The sequence below is a fragment of the Streptomyces sp. NPDC028419 genome (assembly GCF_055565515.1).
On sequence record NZ_JBVHUE010000044.1, the window covers coordinates 18,369 to 36,420 of the forward strand.

General features: G+C 72.0%; 14 protein-coding genes. 10 read left to right on the forward strand and 4 right to left on the reverse strand.

The annotated features are described in order from the left end of the window. Nucleotides 1-182: 182 nt before the first annotated feature. Complete coding sequence (locus tag ACZ4UB_RS34950) at nucleotides 183-2,162, reverse strand: AfsR/SARP family transcriptional regulator (protein ID WP_468076596.1); 1,980 nt, start codon at nucleotides 2,160-2,162, stop codon at nucleotides 183-185. Between the two features lie 767 nt (nucleotides 2,163-2,929). On the opposite strand from ACZ4UB_RS34950, the gene ACZ4UB_RS34955 reads away from it, so the two are divergent. The 8 genes from ACZ4UB_RS34955 to ACZ4UB_RS34990 all read left to right on the forward strand — a co-directional run bounded on the left by ACZ4UB_RS34955 (nucleotide 2,930) and on the right by ACZ4UB_RS34990 (nucleotide 10,369). After that, nucleotides 2,930-3,373 carry an XRE family transcriptional regulator gene (locus tag ACZ4UB_RS34955; protein ID WP_468076598.1) on the forward strand — a complete coding sequence of 148 codons (444 nt, stop codon included), beginning with the start codon at nucleotides 2,930-2,932 and terminating at the stop codon, nucleotides 3,371-3,373. A 270-nt stretch (nucleotides 3,374-3,643) separates the two neighbouring features. Continuing rightward, on the forward strand, nucleotides 3,644-4,219 hold the full coding sequence (locus tag ACZ4UB_RS34960) for an ImmA/IrrE family metallo-endopeptidase (protein ID WP_468076600.1): 576 nt from the start codon (nucleotides 3,644-3,646) through the stop codon (nucleotides 4,217-4,219). After that, nucleotides 4,212-5,402, forward strand: a complete 1,191-nt coding sequence (locus tag ACZ4UB_RS34965) for an MAB_1171c family putative transporter (RefSeq protein ID WP_468076602.1) — start codon at nucleotides 4,212-4,214, stop codon at nucleotides 5,400-5,402. Before ACZ4UB_RS34960 ends, ACZ4UB_RS34965 begins: the two co-directional genes overlap by 8 nt. Further along, on the forward strand, nucleotides 5,399-6,619 hold the full coding sequence (locus tag ACZ4UB_RS34970; protein ID WP_468076604.1) for a cytochrome P450 family protein: 1,221 nt from the start codon (nucleotides 5,399-5,401) through the stop codon (nucleotides 6,617-6,619). The genes ACZ4UB_RS34965 and ACZ4UB_RS34970 overlap by 4 nt, the downstream gene beginning before the upstream one ends. 225 nt (nucleotides 6,620-6,844) lie before the next feature. Then, a complete protein-coding gene (locus ACZ4UB_RS34975; RefSeq protein ID WP_468076606.1) occupies nucleotides 6,845-7,306 on the forward strand; it encodes a helix-turn-helix domain-containing protein in 462 nt (153 codons plus the stop codon). A gap of 140 nt (nucleotides 7,307-7,446) precedes the next feature. Then, on the forward strand, nucleotides 7,447-7,974 hold the full coding sequence (locus tag ACZ4UB_RS34980; RefSeq protein WP_354379069.1) for a M48 family metalloprotease: 528 nt from the start codon (nucleotides 7,447-7,449) through the stop codon (nucleotides 7,972-7,974). Then, complete coding sequence (locus ACZ4UB_RS34985; RefSeq protein ID WP_468076608.1) at nucleotides 7,971-9,182, forward strand: MAB_1171c family putative transporter; 1,212 nt, start codon at nucleotides 7,971-7,973, stop codon at nucleotides 9,180-9,182. Before ACZ4UB_RS34980 ends, ACZ4UB_RS34985 begins: the two co-directional genes overlap by 4 nt. Then, complete coding sequence (locus ACZ4UB_RS34990) at nucleotides 9,179-10,369, forward strand: cytochrome P450 family protein (RefSeq protein ID WP_468076610.1); 1,191 nt, start codon at nucleotides 9,179-9,181, stop codon at nucleotides 10,367-10,369. The genes ACZ4UB_RS34985 and ACZ4UB_RS34990 overlap by 4 nt, the downstream gene beginning before the upstream one ends. A 96-nt stretch (nucleotides 10,370-10,465) precedes the next feature. Here the strand turns inward: ACZ4UB_RS34990 and ACZ4UB_RS34995 are convergent, their stop codons facing one another. Next, a complete protein-coding gene (locus ACZ4UB_RS34995) occupies nucleotides 10,466-10,612 on the reverse strand; it encodes a hypothetical protein (protein WP_468076645.1) in 147 nt (48 codons plus the stop codon). 179 nt (nucleotides 10,613-10,791) lie between these two features. Here ACZ4UB_RS34995 and ACZ4UB_RS35000 point away from each other — a divergent pair, with 179 nt between their 5' ends. Both ACZ4UB_RS35000 and ACZ4UB_RS35005 read left to right on the forward strand, forming a co-directional pair. After that, nucleotides 10,792-11,172, forward strand: a complete 381-nt coding sequence (locus ACZ4UB_RS35000; protein ID WP_468076612.1) for a hypothetical protein — start codon at nucleotides 10,792-10,794, stop codon at nucleotides 11,170-11,172. Between the two features lie 152 nt (nucleotides 11,173-11,324). Then, complete coding sequence (locus ACZ4UB_RS35005; protein WP_468076614.1) at nucleotides 11,325-13,409, forward strand: HelD family protein; 2,085 nt, start codon at nucleotides 11,325-11,327, stop codon at nucleotides 13,407-13,409. Between the two features lie 130 nt (nucleotides 13,410-13,539). Here the strand turns inward: ACZ4UB_RS35005 and ACZ4UB_RS35010 are convergent, their stop codons facing one another. Together ACZ4UB_RS35010 and ACZ4UB_RS35015 are read right to left on the reverse strand one after the other, a co-directional pair. Next, entirely contained in the window at nucleotides 13,540-15,906 is a 2,367-nt protein-coding gene (locus tag ACZ4UB_RS35010) for a non-reducing end alpha-L-arabinofuranosidase family hydrolase (RefSeq protein ID WP_468076616.1), read from the reverse strand. Nucleotides 15,907-16,274: 368 nt separating this feature from the next. Further along, a complete protein-coding gene (locus tag ACZ4UB_RS35015; protein WP_468076618.1) occupies nucleotides 16,275-17,846 on the reverse strand; it encodes a sigma-70 family RNA polymerase sigma factor in 1,572 nt (523 codons plus the stop codon). Nucleotides 17,847-18,052 lie beyond the last annotated feature (206 nt).

The window sequence follows — 18,052 nt, forward strand, 5'->3', positions numbered from 1 at the left end:
GTTCGGGCGGGGGCCGTGACGCGCGCGCGGGCGCGCCCCGCGGGCCACGGCGACCGGCGCCGCGGCCCGGGGACCGCGGCGGCCCGCCGCGGCCCGAGGACCGCGGCGAGCCGTCACCGCGGACGGCACCCCTCCCCCGATCGCCGGTCCGGGAGCGAGTCCCGGAGCCGTTCGGGGTGCCGTCAGCTGACCCTACGAAGCGCCGGTATCGACGTGCTATCGCTCGTGTGCGCGGCCTCGGCGTCCACCATCCGGTCGTACGCCGCCGTGCGGGCGGTCGCGGTCATCTCCTGGTGGGCGGTCTCCTCCGCGTGGAGGGAGAGCAGACCGGGCAGGCGGTAGCGGAACCAGCCGTCCGACCCCGTGTCGGAGACCTCGATCAAGGTGGCGTCCACCAGCTCCTCCAGCAGCCCCTGGGCGTCCATGGGATCGGTGTCGAGGAGCGCCTGGGCCACCCAGACGCCGATCCGCTCGCCGCTGACGAGGCCGAGCCGGACGTACAGGGCCGCGGCCTCGCGCGAGAGCGACCGGTACACCCCGTCCAGGGACCGGCGCAGCATGGGCGCGCCCGTGCAGAGTTCCTCCAGCCGGTGCCGGGGGTCGCCGAGCCGGGTGAGCAGGTGCGACAGGCGCCAGTGCGGCTTGGCGATGAGCCGGGCCGCCGCGGCGGACAGGGCGAGCGGTGCGTGGTCGCACAGGGAGGCGAGGCGGTGCGCGGCGGCGGCGTCCTCCTCGACCCGCCCGTCGCCCACGAGGGAGCCGAGCAGCGTGACGGAGTCCGCCGGCGCCAGCTCCTGCAGGGTCAACCGGACCTGCGCCGGGGTCGCCAGTACCCGGCGGCTGGTCAGCAGGACGCTGCACTTGCCCGCCTTGGGCACGAGGTCGTAGGCCACGGTGTCGTCGGGGACGCCGTCGAGGATGACCAGGATCTGCCGCTCCTCGACCCGCCGGTGGAACTCCCGGAGCCGGTCCTGGTACTCCGCGGGGATCTGGGCGTCGGACAGGCCGAGGGCCCGCAGCAGGGCGGCGGGGGCGTCCTCGGTGCCGGTCCGTTCCAGGTCGACGTGGATCTGCCCGTCGGGGAAGGCGTGGGCGGCCCTGCGCGCCCAGTGCAGCGCGAGGGCGGTCTTGCCGATGCCGGGGCGTCCCACGACCAGGCCGACGGCCGAGACACCCCCGCGGGCTCGGCGCAGCAGACCGTCGAGGGAGTGCAGATCGCGCTCCCGGCCGACGAACACCGCGGCACCCGGCGGAAGTTCGGGCAGTGCGGAACCGACGCTGAGCGGCCCGGCCACATCGGTGACCGGCATCAGCCCGGAGGTTTCCTGGAGGATGGCCGTGTGCAGGTCCTGCAGGACCCGGCCGGGTTCCAGCCCGATCTCCTCGCGGAAGACCCGCTGCGCCTGCCGGAAGAGGGCCAGGGCCTCGGAGCGGTGACCCGAGCGGTAGTGGGCGAGCATGAGGGCGGCCCGCGCCTGCTCCCACAAGGGCTGTTCGGACACGAGGGCGGTGAGCTCGGCGATGATCTCGCGGTGTCGGCCCAGCTGGAGCTGGAGGGTCGCGTACTGCTCGTACGCCGTCAGGCGCCGGTGTTCGAGGAGTTCGGCCTCGGTCTCGATGACGGGGCTCGACATGTCCGCCAGGACCGGCCCCCGCCACAGGCCGAGCGCCCGGCCCAGCACGTCGGCCGCCGAGCTGGTGTCCCCGCGCTGCGCGAGCGTCTGCGCACCCTCCACGCCGGACGCGAACTCCACGGCGTCGATCCGGTGCCCGTAGGAGCGCAACAGGTACCCGGGCGCCGCGGTGACGATCACTTCCTCGGTGTGCCCCGCGGCCTGGAAGGCCTTGCGCAGGCTGGCGACGCAGATGGCGATCTGGGTGCGGCAGGTCGCGGGCGGCCGGCCGTTCCACACCGCCTCCACCAACTGGTCGATCGACAGCACCCGGTCCGGCGCGAGCAGCAGCATCGCCAGCACGATCCGCTGTCTGGGCCCGCCGATCTCGACCCGGCGGGGCCCGACCCAGGCTTCCAGGGGGCCGAGGACCTGGAAGGTGATGTGCAGGTCCGTCTTCGCGGCGCCGTCCTGCCGTCCGTGAAGGTAAGGAAGCGATGCCTCTGTTCGTTGTAATGGCTGTGTCGGCGCGGCAATCGTCTGCTGCATGTGAATCCCCCGTGCTCGTTATTGCTTCGCCCTGCGCATCGCGGTGTACGTCGCGCCGAACGTCATTCGCCTGTCTTCAGATGCCTGCGGATGTCTGCGGATGTCTTCGGAATGTGATGACGGCCATACGACCCCGTCCGGTAGTCGTGTCGGATTCTCGTGACGGCATGCCGAGCGGCACCCTCGCGACGTCCTCGCGGGGCCCTTCGTCCGGGCACGGAGCCGCGGCACGCCGATGGGCGGACAGCGGGTCCCGGACGGGGCAGGGTGGGCAGGGGCGGTGGGCCCGCCGACGGCGGTCGGGAGGCCAGGAGATGGAGAGGGAGGAAGCGGTCGGTCACTCGCGCGGGGCCGTCGGGGCCGCGGGCGCGGCGTCGCTCAGCACCCGGGGGCCACGTCCCAGATCACGGGCGCGGAGCCCCGTAGGGGTGGCTACATCTCTCCGCGACGGGGAGGCGCTCGCCGAGCGTCCGCGTACGGACGATCTGGCGAGGCATACCGCTCGCGGTGGTGATGGCACGGATCGACTCGCTGACCATTCGCTCCCCAGGTGCGAAGTCTGACAACGGGGCGTGAGGTCGAACCGCCCCTTACTATCCACTGGTGTTCAACTGAGCGGCCACGTCGTCGCACGCCAGTCGAACACCCGCTCGGCGACGCTAACCCTGCGGCCTCATCGGAGTCAACTGAGGTTGGATTCGCCAAGTTTCGACTTACACACCAGTCGGCGGGTAGGATGCGACCCGACCAATGGAGACGGGACGCGCATGACCGACCTGGAGATTGGGCCCGAGAACAGCCTGGCTCACAAGCTGAACCACCTGTTCGCCAGCACGGCCCCCGCCGGCCGGGCGCCCCACACCACCGAGGAAGTCGCCCGCGCGATCACCGCCACCGGCGTGCCGATCTCGGGCAGTTACATCTGGCTGCTCCGCAAGGGGCAGCGCGACAACCCCACCATGCGACACATCGAGGGGCTGGCCACCTTTTTCGGGGTCCCACCCGCCTACTTCTTCGACAACCAGGTCACCGACACGGTCAATGCCGAACTGGCCCTCCTCACCGCCCTGCGGGACGCGGACGTCCAGCGGGTGGCCCTGCGGTCGGTCGGCCTGTCGGAGAAGACCCTGCGCTCGATCACCGAAGTGATCGACCGCGTCCGCGAGCTGGAGGGACTCCCCGTCAGTCCACCAGAGGAACCGAGCCCCTGACCGGCTCCGCACGGAGCGTCCACGGACTCTCCACGAGCTCCGCACGGGCTCGTCGCCGGCTGGACGCCGGCTGGGCGCGGGCTTCTGACAGACTCCGGAAGGCAGTTCTGAAATTTGGTAAAAAATAATCCCTCTTAGCTATTGCCAAAAGACGAACTGTCTTGTTTTTGCCCTGGACGCGCGTGGAACGCTGTGTTCAGATAACACTCATGCCGACCCAGCAGGAGTGCCCGTGACCAGCGACGACGCGACGTCCACCGCCGAAACTTCGTGATCGTCGTGCGCTGGCGATTAAAGCCCCGCGCGCGTGCCGCGAGCACGCTCGGAGAGCGGTGCGAAGAGCGGGTCCACAGCCTCGGCCTGCGCCTCGACGAGAACCTGACCATCGGGGAACTCTGCGAACACCTGGGTGAGTTGCGCGGGCGACCGGTGCGGGTGGCCGCCCTCCCGCTGCCGGCCGCCGGTCCGCACGGGCTATGGGTCTCCACCGAGGCGAACGACTACATCTTCGTCGAAGAGCGTCTCGTCCCGATCCACCAGCAGCAGGTGATCCTGCACGAAATCGGCCACGTCCTGTGCGACCACGACGCGTCGCCGGTCATGTCGACCGACGCGTCCCGACTCCTGATGCCCTCCCTCGACCCCGGTCTGGTACGCCGTGTCATGGGGCGCGAGCACTCCGACGCGGAGGCGGAGATCGAGGCCGAGCTGGTCGGCTCGCTGATCGGCCAGCGCATCAACGCGTGGGGAGGCCAGCGCACCTGGCCGGTACCTCCCGAAGCCCGGGCCATCGTCGAGCGGTTGGCCGCCCTGGAATCCCCGACCCACGAGAAGTGCGATGAATAGCCTCCTGTACCCGCTGTGTTCGGCGGTCGCCCTCCTTGCACTGGTCTACAAGTCGCGGGTCCTGCGCACCGACCGTTCCGTCACCCAAGTGGCCCTGGTGGCCAACTTCCTCCTCCTCTTCATCATCTTCACGGTGTCCACCCCCTCGGTATGGGCGGCCACGAGCGACTTCGTCGGGATCGTCAACTTCTCCGGTCTGCTGACCCAGAGCTGCGTCATCGTCATGACCGCGTGTCAGCAGCTCGTGCTGCTCCACCTGACGCACGGACCGCAGGCCGCGCGGCGCAAGACGCTGCCCCGCATCCTGGCGCTCGCCGCGGTGCTGATCTCCATGACCGTGCTGTTCGCCGGAGCGACGAAGCAGGGGGAGACACCGGACGACTTCGCCGTCACGCACGCCCGGTACATGCCGGCCTACCTCGCCGTCTACCTCGCGGCCTTCACCGCGAACCAGGTCGAGATCGGCGTGATGGGCTGGCGGTACTCCAAGATCGCGCCGTCCGCCTGGCTGCGCCGCGGGCTGCGCATGGTGGCCTTCACCCTGCCGTTCGCGCTCGTCTACACCGGCTGCCGCACCGCCGACCTCATCGCCGCGCAGTTCGGCGGGTCCGGCCGGTCGTGGGAGTCCCTCGCCCAACTCGGCGTGGGGATCGCCGTCATCGTGCAGACCGTGGGGTGGATCCTGCCGGACTGGGGCCCGCACGTGACCTCCGCCGGGGACCGGCTGCGCAACCGCCGGGCCTACCGCGCCCTCACCCCGCTCCACCGCACGCTCACCGCCGAGGTGCCGGAACCGGTCATCCCCATGGGCCCGGCCCTGGACCTGCAGACCCGGCTGTACCGCATGCTGATCGAGATCCGCGACGCCCAATGGGAGTTGCGCACCTGGATGGACCCCGAGATCGCCCGCGCCGTCCGGGCCGAGGCCGAGGCCGCCGGTCTGCGCGGCGACGAGCTCGCGGCCGTCGTGGAGGCCAGCCAGCTCCTCGGCGCGATCGAGGCCAAGCGCCGCGACCAGCCGCCCGAGCAGCCGCCGCAGACGCCCGTCGTCATCGCACCGGGCGACCTCGCCGCCGAACTCGCCTTCCAGCAGAGGCTGGCCCGGGCCATGACCTCCCCCGTCGCCCTGCGGTCGGTCGGCCGCACCGCCCCGGTGGGCGCGACGCTCGGGACGACCCCGTGAGCCCGGGCGCCGCGGCGCCGGAGCTCCCCCGGCCGTTCACGGACGCCTTCCGGGCCGACCCCCACGCGGCCTACGCACGGCTGCGCGCGCGGGGGTCCGTACACCGCGTCGCCCTGCCCGACGGCTCGCCCGTGTGGCTGGTGACCCATGAGGCCGACGTCCGCCGCGGCCTCGTCGACCCCCGGCTCTCCGTGAACAAGCGGCACTCCGGCACGGGCTTCAAGGGCTTCTCGCTGCCCCCCGCCCTGGACGCGAACCTCCTCAACGTCGACGCGGTCGACCACCTCCGACTGCGCCGCCTCGTCGCGCAGGGGTTCACCCCCCGGCACACCGAGGGCCTGCGGGGCCACGTCCAGGGCGCCGTGGACGCCCTCGTCGACCGGCTCGTGGAGCGCGTCGACGCCGAAGGCGGCGCCGACGTGGTGGCCGAGTTGGCGGGGCCCCTCCCCCTGAAGGTCATCGGAGACCTCCTCGTCGTCGCGGAGGCCGACCGGGAGCGGTTCTCGGGGTGGATCTCCGCCATGCTGGCACCGGCCACGCGCGAGGAGCTGACGGACGCGATCGACCAGATCCACCGGTTCCTCATCGCCCTGGTGGCCGAGCGCCGCGAGGAGCCGGGCGACGACGTCCTGTCCGGCCTGATCCGCGCGCGCGACGCGGACGACCGGCTCAGCGAGGACGAACTCGTCTCGCTCGCCTTCCTCCTCCTCATGGCGGGCAGCGAGAACGTCCAGCACCTCATCAGCAACGGCCTGCTCGCGCTCCTGGAGCACCCCGCTCAACTGGCCGCCCTACGGGCCCGCCCCGAGCTGCTCGCGGGGGCGGTCGAGGAGCTGTTCCGCTTCGCCCACCCGAACCACACGGCCATCCGCCGCTTCCCCACCGAGGACGTCGAGATCGGCGGGATCCGCGTCCCCCGCGGCGACACGGTGCTCTTCTCGCTGGCCGCCGCGCACCGGGATCCGGCGCGCTACCGGGATCCGGACCGCTTCGACATCACGCGGACGGACCAGGGGCACCTCGCGCTGGGCCACGGACTCCACCACTGCCTCGGCGCGCCGCTGGCCCGGCTCCAGGTCACCCTGGCCCTCGACACCCTGCTCGACCGACTCCCCCACCTCGGCCTCGCCTCCCCCGCCGGGGACCTCCGCTGGACCACCACCTTCAGGTTCCACGCCCTGCGGGCGCTCCCGGTGGTGGCGGCCCCTGCTCCCTGACGGGTCCGGGCGCCGGGCCGTCGGCCGAGCTCACCCCCGTGAAGCTCAGCTGCGCCCCGGCGTCGCCGCCACTCCCCTCAACACTCCAGTGGCGACGAAGCATTGGTAACGTACACCAGAGTGACTGTCCGGCGTCAACCAAAGTGCTGCCGGGGCCGGCCCGATGGGCTTCGAGCAACACTGTGGTGGGCAAAGGCTCGGCATCACGCCAAGGAGGACGTGTACGTGGAGGATGACCAGTCACCCACCTTCGCCCAGCTTCTGGACCACCTCTTCCGCACGGTGCACCCCCCTTCCCGGGGGCCCTACACCTACGCGGAGGTCGCCGAGGGCATCCTCAGGGCCGCGACCGGAGAGGGCCGCGGGGTGACGGCGAGCGCCATCCAACAGCTGCGCACGGGGGCCAAGCGGAACCCGACCCGCCACACCATCAAGGCCCTGGCCGACTTCTTCGGCGTACCGGCGGGCTACTTCGTCGACAGCGCGGCGGCCGAACGCACCCGGGCGGAGATCGACCTGCTCGCCGCCATGCGCGACCAGGACGTCCGCAAGGTGGCCCTGCGGGCCAACGGCCTGAGCGTCGACAGCCTGAAGATGCTGTCCACCGTGATCGAGCAGGCCCGCAAGCTCGAAGGGCTCACCGCCGAGGACCCCGCCCAGGACCTCGGCCTGGACCTGGACGACTGAACCGCGGGGGCGCGTGCGCGGCGACCCCCGACCTCGGAGTGGAGTCGCGAACATGTCAGCATGGGGGCGCACGGGGCGGACTTCCGGGGTGGGGTCCGCCGCGGCCGACCACCCCCGACCGGCGCCACCAGAGTGAGGACATGGACCTTGAGCAGCTTCGCGCCGCGTGCGAGGCGCGCGTCGAGGCCCTCGGGCTCCCGCACCGCTTCAGCACCCGCGACCTGCGCGACGCCGTGGCCGAACAACGCGGACGCCCCATCATCCTGCGCCCCTTGAGCACCCTGGGCGCCGCGGACGCTCCGTGCGGCATCCGCCTGGAGACCCCGGACGCGGACCTGCTGTTCTACGAGGAGGCCACCTCCCCCCTCCACCAGAACCACATCCTCGCCCACGAGATCAGCCACATCATCTGCGACCACCCCGGCAGCCTGGAACTGGACCCGGACACCCTGCGCGCGATCGGGTTCAACCCCACCCTCGTCCAGCGCATGTCCGGCCGGACCAGCTACACCAGCGAGGACGAGCGCGAGGCCGAGGTGATGGCCAGCGTGATCCGACAGCTCATGTACCGGGGGCGCGAGGCCCCGTCGAGCCGGCCCGCCAGCGGCACCGAGAGCTGGGACGCACTGTTCGCCGAGCCACACAGGAAGAAGCGCCACCGCAAATGATCGACATCCTCTTCTCGGGCACGGCCGTCGTGCTGCTGTGCTTCGCCGCGTACTGGGTGCGCGGACGCGGCGGGCACCGGCCCACGGGCAGCTGGGCGATGGCCGCGCTGCTGACCTCCTTCGCCCTCGCCTTCGCCTCGTACGCCCCGGCCGTGGAGCGCGCGGTCGAATCGGTGGTCCCCCACGTCGCCCGGCTCCTCAGCAACTCCTTCACCCTGACGGCGGCCACCTCGGTGCTCGCCTTCCTCTTCCAGCTCAACCTGGACCGGGAGCGGGCCCGGCGGCAGATCCGGCTGCGCGTCATCGCCCTCGGGCTCTGCGTCGCCGGTATGACCGTGTTCTTCGTCGCCGAGCAACTGACGGTCCGCAACCCGGCGTTGTACGCGTGCTACGTGCTCATCTACATCTCCTACCTGGGGTACACGGCCAAGGACTTCCTGCTCCAGACGTGGGCCCAGTCCACCCGTTCGACCCGCCGCAGTCAGCGCTGGGGCCTGCGCACGACCTCGGTCGGCTGCGGCTTCGCCCTCGTCTACGCGGCGTACAAGCTCTTCGCCCTGGTCTCCATCGGCCTCGGTCTGGGGCTCGTACCCGACCAGGCCCGGTGCTCGACCCTGGTGACCCCGCTGCGCTGCACGTTCAGCGTGACCGCGCCCGCCGTCGCCGTGCTCCTCATCACCCTCGGGCTCACCCTCCCCGCCCTGCTGTGGCCGCTCAGCCAACTGCGGCGCCGGCGCTGGGAACGCACCTCCTTCACCGCGCTGGAACCCCTGTGGCGCGAGGTCACCTCGGCGGTCCCCGAGGTCGTGCTGGACCCGGGCCACACCGACGCCGACGCCGACACCCACGACCTCGACTTCCACCTGCACCGCCGGGTCATCGAGATCAACGACTGCGTCCTGGCCCTGCGCCGCTACCGGCAGGCGTCGGTACGGGACGCCGCGGCCGCCGAGGTCGCGCGCAGGGGCGCGAGCGACACTCCCGAGGGCGACGCCGCGGTGGAGGCCGCGGTCATCGCCGCGGCCGTCCACGCCAAGCGCACCGGCCTCCCCCTCGACGGCGACGAGGCACCGCCCGCCGCCGGCACCCGCTCGCGCAAGGGCGACCTCCCGGCGGAGACCGCGTGGCTGCTGCTCGTGGCGAGCGCCTACGCGGCCCGCCCCGCGCGGCCGGAGCCGGAGCCCGAGACCGCGGGCGCGGCCTCGTGAGCGCCCCCCGGCAGGACCCGCTGCGCGACCCGCGCTTCTTCGCCGACCCCTACCCCACCTACGCCGGGCTGCGCGCGGGCTGTCCCGTCCAGCGGGTCCCCACCGGCTCCGGCGGACACCACTCGTACCTGATCACCGGCCACGCCGAGGCCCGCGAGGCGTTCACCGACCCGGGCCTGTCCAAGGACACGGTCCGCTTCTTCGCCGACAAGCCCTCGCAGCGCGACCTGCACCCGGCGCTCGCCCGCAACATGCTGGCGAGCGATCCCCCCGAGCACACCCGCCACCGGCGGGTGGCGACGCCCCTGTTCACCACGGGCCGCGTCCGGCGACTGCGCCCGTTCATCACCCGCGTCGTCGACGACCTGACCGCCGCGTGGCGGCCGGGCACGGAGGTCGACCTGGTGGCGGAGCTGGCGGTGCCCCTCCCGGTCACCGTCGTCTGCGAACTGCTGGGCGTGCCCGAAGCCGACCGCGCCACCCTCGCCGCCCATTCCCACGACCTCTTCGACGCGACCGACACCGCCCGCGTCGACGCCGCCTCGCACCACATCGGCGACTACCTGACCCACCTCGTCGACGCGGCCCGCGCCACCCCGGGCGAGGGCCCCCTCCCCTCGCTCGTGCGCGACTGCGCCGAGGGCGGCCTCGACCGGGACGAGACCGTCTCGCTGGCCGCCCTCCTGCTGGTCGCCGGGCACGAGACCACCACCCACCTCATCGGCAACGCCGTCCTGGCCCTGCTCCGCCACCCCGAGGCGTTCGACCGCCTGCGCCGGGACCCGGAGCTGATCCCCGGCGCCCTCGACGAACTGCTGCGCTACGACTCCCCGGTGAGCGTGGCCACCTTCCGGCACAGCACGCGGGACCTCCGGATCGGCGGGGTCGACATCCCGGCCGGCCACCCGGTGCTCATCGCCCCCGGCGCCGCGAACCGCGACCCGGCGGCGTTCCCCGACCCGGACCGCCTCGACCTCGACCGCGACGCCACCGCCCACCTCTCCTTCGGCCACGGCATCCACCGCTGCCCGGGCGCCCCCCTGGCCCGCGCCGAAGCCGAAATCGCCCTCCACACCCTCCTGACCCGCTTCCCGAACACCCACCTGACCACCCCCACCACCCCCCCGCCCTGGCGCCGAACCCGCCTCACCCGCGGCCTCACCGCCCTCCCCCTCACCTTGGCCTGACCCACCTCCCGCCCGACGGGGTCAAGCGCCCCCACCCCGACCCCTCATGCCCACGAGATCCGGCCAACCCGGCGGGCCGAAGCCACCGTTGCGCGGTCAGCCCAAGGGGGCCGCCCCGCCGGGCCGCAGGAGCGGCGGGCTCAACACCCACGCGCTCCCCCGGCGGTAGAGCGCTGCCGGACGCCCGGTCACCGGCATCCGCTGCTCGCCGGTGGGCTCCACGAACCCCGCGGTCCCCAGCACCTTGCGACGGAAGTTGCTCGGGTCCAACGACTGCTTACCGGCACCAGTCCGCCGCCGAACGGGACCTCGCCCACGACCTGCGGCGTGCGCGTTGGGTCAAAGTCCTGGCCGGCCGCGGGAACGTGCTCACCCGCGAGGTGTTCTCCCCCTTGTGGTCGGGGGCGCCGTCCCCACGATCCGTGCAGATCCTGTTGCCCAACCCCGATCCCCGAGAGGACTCGTGGCTCGATCGGCGCTTTCAGGAGGTGTCCCGATTCGACCCCGGCTTCACGCGGGACCTGCTCAGAGATCAGGTCCGGACGAACATCGAATACCTGACCCGGGCCACCCGGTCGCGCGACGACATCGAATTGCGCACATACAACCTGCCGAACAACTGTCGCGTGATAGCGACCGACCGCGCCGCCTACCTCACGTTCTACAGCGCGTCCGCCCACGGCCGGAATTCTCCGTGCCTGTACGCCCGGGCTCCCGGCATCCTGTACACCGCCGCCCTCCGCCAGTTCGAGGCGACCTGGACCCATGCCACACCGGCCCGCCCGGCGGCCCCCCTCACCTGACAACACTCACCTGACACCCCTTACCGGAAATCCGACCGGAGGCACAAAAACATTCGGTGCGCAAATTCGCCGAGGATACATATCGCCAGGTAAGTCAAGACTTACCTTCGCGGAAATTCGTCCCTATGGTGTGGGTCGAATCGAAGGAGCCCATGGTGTCGGAAACGAAGGACCCCGCGGTGCGTGCGGTCGAATCGGAGCGGGATTACGTGTCCTCCTTGTACGAGCTGCTCGGCGAGCGGCTCTCCGAGGCGCGGGCGAGCCGGGCGAGCGTGCTGAGGGCCCCGGCGGAAGGCGCCGGCGCGGCGTACGAGAGGGAGGTCGCCGCCGAGCGCCTGGCCAAGGAGATCGGGCGGCTGGAGGGCGCCGAAAGAGGGTTGGTGTTCGGCCGCATCGACGGGACGGACGGCACCGCCCTGCGGATCGGGCGGATCGGACTGCACACGGAGGAGGACGACCTGCCGCTGCTCGTGGACTGGCGCGCGAGGGCGGCGCGGCCCTTCTACGAGGCGACCCCGGTCCACCCGATGGACCTGCGGCGCCGCCGACACCTGCGCCTCGAAGAGCGCACGGTCGTCTCGGTGAGCGACGAGCTCCTCGACGGCACCGCCCCGACCGACGAAGACGTCGTGGGGGACGGCCCGTTGACCGACGCCCTCTCGGCGCGGCGCACGGGCACGATGCAGGCGGCCGTCGCGACGCTGCAGGCCGAGCAGGACGAGATCGTGCGCTCCGCCCACCGCGGGGTGACGGTGGTTCAGGGCGGACCCGGCACCGGCAAGACGGTGGTCGCGCTGCACCGGGCGGCCTACGTCCTGTACGCGTTCCCGCGCGCCGCGGAAGAGGGCGTCCTGGTGGTCGGCCCGAACGCCCGGTTCCTCGACTACATCTCCCAGGTCCTCCCCTCGCTCGGAGAGAACGACGTCGTACTGGCGACCTGTCGGGAACTGGCCGGAGTGTCCCCGGACGCCACGGACCCCTTCGACGCGGCGCGCCTCAAGGGCGGTTGCGACCTCGCCGAAGCCCTGTCCGCTCTGCTGCGCCGCCACCAAGCCCCCGCGGGCGCCTTCACCGTGCGGGTCGGACAGGAACCGGTCCACCTGTCCGCCGTGGAAGTCGCCGCGGCGCGCGACGCCGCCCTGGCGGCCGCACCCGGGCACGACCCCGCGCGCCGGGTGTTCACGGAACTCTTGGTCGACGCCGTCACCGACGCGATGCGACGGGACGTGGGCGACATCCTCGACCAGATCGACGCGGACACCGCCAAGATGACCGGCTTGGACCTGGACCGGTTCACGGGGGCCGCCCAGCGCCGTGTCGAAGGCGCGGCCGCCCCGGGTCCGGTCCACGAGCTGGACCTGGATGCCCTCCGAGCCGACCTCCTCGACGACCCCGGCTTCGACCGGGCGGTCGAAGCGCTGTGGCCGCGGCTGGCACCCGCCGACCTCGTGCAGGCGCTCCTGACGCGGGCCGACGCCCTCGCCGAGCACCTGCCCCACCTGACCGCCGAGGAGCGGTCCCTCCTGCTGCGCGCCCCGGACGCCCCGTGGACCGATGCCGACCTCCCCCTGCTGGACGAGGCGGCGAGCTTGGTCGCCGGTCCGCCCGAGCGCACGTACGGCCACGTCGTCGTCGACGAGGCCCAGGAACTGACCGCCATGCAGTGGCGGATGATCCTGCGCCGCTGCCCGTCACGGGCGATGACGCTGGTGGGCGACTTCGCCCAGGCGGGCCCGGTCGCGACGGCGCGCGACTGGAAGGAAGCACTGGGCCCCCACGTCGGCCCGCGCTTCAAACTCCACAACCTGACGGTCAGTTACCGCACCACCCAGCAGATCCTGGAGAGCGTGCGGGACCTGCTCACCCGGATCGCCCCGGACCAACAGCCCACCCGCTCCCTGCGCGGCGGCGAACCCCCGCGCACGGTGACCACGCCCCCGCACGGCTCGCTCCAGGCACTCGCCGAGGAACTCCACAGCCAGCGCACCGCACACCCGGGCGAGCTCCTGGGCGTGATCTGCGCGGACGCCAGGGTCGGCGAGCTGACGGCCCACGGCATCGCGGACCACGCCCGCATCGTCCCGGCCTCCGAAGCCCGCGGCCTGGAATTCGACGGGGTCGTGGTCATGAACCCCGAAGAAATCACCACCTCCCGCCCCGCCGGCGAAAGAGACCTCTACGTAGCCCTCACCCGAGCCACCAAACGCCTGTGCACCATCACCACCCGGCCCACCTGACACCCCACCGCTCCGCGACCGCCGCCCACGACCCCTCCACCACGGAAAGCCGCCCCCGGCCGAGGTGTCCCCTCGGCCCGAGGGCGGCAGTCCGTCAGTGATCGCGCCTCTGTGGACGCGCCCGTAGGTGTCAGCGCCGCAGGGTGAGGACGCCCGGCCGGTACGGCAGCAGGTCGTAGGGCTCGCTCGCGGTAGGGGACTTGCCCTGGTACAGGAGCTGCAGGTTGCAGGGGTCGATGGTCATGGTCTGGTCCGGGTTGGTGCGGATCAGGTCACCGTGGCTGATGTCGTCGCTCCAGGTGGCGCCGCTGTTGGCCTTGCCCGCGAAGGGGTTGCCCTCGGTGGCGGCCTGCGGGGTCCAGGAACCGTTCAGGCTGGTGGCGGTGAACGAGCGGAAGTAGCGCCGCTCGTTGGCGCCCCGGGCCTCGACGATCATGAGGTACTGGTTCTGGCCCTGGACCTTGTAGACCTGCGGAGCCTCGAACAGGTCCTTCACCGTGTCACTCATGACCGTCGTGTACGACGAGCCGAAGTTGCCCGGGAAGTTCCCGATCGGCATGCTCGCCCGGTAGATCTTGCCGTTGTCACCGGCGAAGAACAGGTACATGTTCTTGTCGTCGGCGATCAGGGTCTGGTCGATCGGTCCCGTGCCGGATTCGGCGCGCGGGATGCTGCCGGTGAACAGCGGCTGCGGCGCGGACCAGCCGTTGGGGTCGGTCGGATCGCTCGACGTGCGGTAGCTGAAGGGCGAGGCACCCCACTGGTACGCCAGCACCCAGATCTTCTTGGGCGCGAAGTAGAACAGGGTGGGCGCCACCGCCTTCTCGCTCATCCGGACCTGCCCGGCCGACGCCATGTCCGGCCAGTTCGTGAAGGGGCTGAACGCCATCGAGCCGTAGCCGGTCGCCGAAGCGCTCGACGCGTACACCAGGTGCTTGCCGCCCACCACCACGTGGGTGAAGTCCTTCAGCGCGGCCCACCCGTTCGACGGCTGTGCGAGGGGACCCGTCGAACTCCACTTGTACGTCGCCGGAAGGGTGCAGGTCGCACCGCCGCCCGTCGAGGAGGGGCCGGTCCACTTCTGGTTGCCGACGGACACGCAGGTGTACAGCTGGATCGTGGTGCCGTTGGCGGTGCCGGCGCCGACGGCGTCGAGGCACAGCCCGGACTGGACGCCGGCGATCGAGCTGTCGGCGTTGACGTTCCACTGCTGGTTGGCGCCACCGTTGCAGTCCCAGACGACCACCGCGGTGCCGTTGCTGGTGCCCCTGCCCTTGGCGTCCAGACACTTGTCGCCGCGCGTCTTCAGCTGCTTGCCGGCGGTGTAGGTCCAGCGCTGGTCGCCCTGTCCGGCGCAGTCCTGCAAGCGGACCCGGGTGCCGTTGGCGGGCGCGGAGCCCGGGACGTCGAGACAACGGCCGGAGCCGACGCCCTTGATCTCCCCCGTACCCTCGGTCGGCTTGGGCGGGGTGACGGCGGAGCCGGAACGCAGAGCGCTCGTGACGGCGGTGTAGGCGGGCTTGGGCTTGCCGGCGCCGTCGAACAACAACGGGTTCTCGCCGGCGCGCCAGGAGTCGCTGTCCCGCACGCCCCACACCGTGATGCCGGTGCAACGGAGCACGGACAGGCAGGTGTTGACCGCGCTCTCGTAGTGGGCGGGCGCGGCCTGGGCGATGTCCAGCTCGGTGATCTGGACGTCGACCCCCAGGGCGGCGAAGCCGGCCAGGGTGGTCTTGAAGCTCGCCGGCGGGCCGCCCGCCCCGAAGTGGCTCTGGAACCCGACGCAGTCGATCGGCACGCCGCGGGACGTGAAGTCCTTGACCATGCGGTAGACGCCCTGGGTCTTGGCGTCCGTCCAGTTCTCGATGTTGTAGTCGTTGTAGCAGAGCTTGGCCGAGGAATCGGCCGCACGGGCGGTGCGGAACGCCTCTTCTATGAAGCCGTCGCCCAGCACCTTCTGGAAGACCGAGTCGCGGAGCCGACCGCTGCCGCCGTCGGCGAACGCCTCGTTGACCACGTCCCAGGCGTAGATCTTGCCCTTGTAGTGGGTCAGCTCGGTGGTGATGTGATGGTTCATCACGCTGCGCAGCGTGTTCGCGTCGCGGATGGAGCCGACCCAGGCGGGGAGCTGCGAGTGCCAGACCGTGGTGTGGCCGCGCAGGCGCTGGCCGTGTGCCAGGGCGCGATCGACGATCCGGTCCGCGGGGCCGAAGTTGAAATTGCCGCGGGACGGTTCGACGGCGTCCCACTTCATCTCGTTCTCCGGGGTGACCATGTTGAACTCCCGGTCGGCGAGCGCGGTGTACGCGGAGTCACCGAGCCTGCCGGCGGCCACGGCCGTGCCGAAGTACCGGCCCGAGGGGGCGGCCTGGGTGCCCAGGCCCGCGGCTCCGGCGGAGCTGGGGAGGAGCGTCACGACGCCGGCCACCAGCGCGGTGGCCGACAGCCCGATCGCCCATGTCCGGCGACCCCGGCGGAGCCGGTGCAGGCCCTTCATGATTCTCCTCCGGGGTTCCGCGTACCGGTCGCTCTGGGTCCGTGGGTGTGTTGCGTCATGTGAGGGGCTTTCTTCAGGGGATACGTCAGTGGGGGAAGCGGGACCTGCCCCGCCGCACGTCATGACGTGCGGCGGGGAGGACCCCCCTGAAGTGGAGGCTTCCGAGCGCGCGGCCTCGTAACAGAAAAGTCGTGCTGCCCGCGGAATTGCCCCGTGACGGATCTCGCAGGCAGAAAGCGTTACGCCGGACCCCGTGACCTGGTCGCGCCCGGGGAAGGGGCGCCGCACGCATCTGCGGCGAACGCCGGTCACGGCGCACGGCACCGGGCGCGGGACGCGGGAAACGCGGGGATCCGGAGGAGCGGTGCTCAGGCGCCGGGGCCGCGCACGATGAAGGAGGCCTGGCCGGCGAAGGCCCGCGTGCCGTCGGAGCCGTCGAGCCAGATACCGCCGTCGCGGTGGCGGAGGAGCGATCCCGGATAGTTGTGCGCGTGCAGGGCGACGGACCCGGCGACCGCCCCGGGACGGGGACAGAAGGTGGCGTCCTCACGGAACAGTGCGCTGCCGTCGTCGGCGCTCAGTTGCAGCCGCAGGTAGTGGTGGCGAAGGTACCGGCCGTCCGCGGCGCGGAAGGTGACGCACCGTGTGTCGGCCAGTCCCCCGACGACCGTGAAGGTGACCCGCTGACGATCCTGCGCGCTGCTGGACGCGCCGAAGCCGCCGAGCGCCGCGAAGTCGCCGGTGTACGTGACGAACAGGCCGGGACTGTCCGCGGACTCCAGCGACCGTGCGCCCAGCGCGACGGTGCCCGCGGCCGCGGACGGGCCGCCCGGGGGCGGGCTCGCCGGTGACGGTCCGGCCGAGGTGGTGGTGCGCGAGGGGAGGGGCGTGGGCGTGCCGACCGCGGGGGCTGCGGTGGCGCCGGGCACGTGGGGCGCCGATTCGGGCCAGCTCGCGTAGGTGGCGGCCCCGGCGATGAGCACCGCGCCGGCCGCGAGGCTCACCAGCTGATGAGCGGTCACCGCCTGGAGTTTGCCGATCAGCACGCCGTGCAGTCCGCCGCCCCCCGTCGCCGTCCCCGCGCCGACGGCGACCGGGGCCGCGGCCAGCCAGGCAGCGCTGGTCGCCGTACCCGACAGCAGGCCCTTGGCGGCCAGCGCGGCGATCAGTGCGGCCGGGACGGCCAGCGACGTGAGGCTGAGGGGCAGCAGTTCGGCCGGAATCCGTTCCGTCGACGTCCCCGTGCAGAGCGGGCAGTCACGGGTGTGCCGCGCGATCCGCTTGCGCCACACCGATGCGCGGTCACCGTCCCAGCCGACGACGGTCCCGTCCAGCTGCGGACAGCGCGGGTCGGCCTCCAGCGCGTCGACGATCGTCCGGCACAGTTCCAACTGCTCGCGCATGCGTTGCAGGCGCACTCCGGCGTGCGCGACCGTGAGACCCGTCGCGGCGGCCAGGTCCTCCCGGCTGAGCAGGCCGGCGCATTCCTGCCACCACAGCGACAGCAGCAGCCGGTGGTCCGGGTCGAGCCACCGGCCGGCTTCGACGACCCGGCGCCGCTCGTCCGACACGTGCAGCCGCAGGATCGCGGCGTCCACGGGCTCGGCGCCGACGTCGGGTATCCGGTGTGCCTCGTCGATGACCGTGGTGCGGTCGGCGAGGGCGTGCTGGCGTTGCCAGTGGGAGTTGATCTGGCGGAGCGTGATCGACACCAGCCAGGACCGGAAGCTCTCCGGGGCGCGCAGGGCGGGCAGGTCGCGCACCACGCGCAGCAAGGTCTCCTGGACGACGTCGTCGACGTCGGCATGCCCGCTCAGCGCGCGCCCGACGATGTTGTAGACCAACGGCAGGTAGGCGGCGATCAGTTCCTCGCGCACCCGATCGTCACCGGCCTGCGCCGCGACGACGAGCCCCACGTGGTCTGCGTCAATGAGCCCCATTCCCACCTTCCCCCAGGGGAGCGATCCACCGAGTACGGCGGCAAACCCTAGCCTCGACGTAGGCATACGGCCAAAGCCTGCGCCTCGGGCGGACGATCCGCCCGGTGCCGACGGGGAAGGCCCGGCGCCCTGGGCCCGCGGGTGAGCTGTTCGCGGTTGCCCTCGCCGGCCTCAAGGCAGGTGCGGATCGCCTGGCGGCGGGGCGT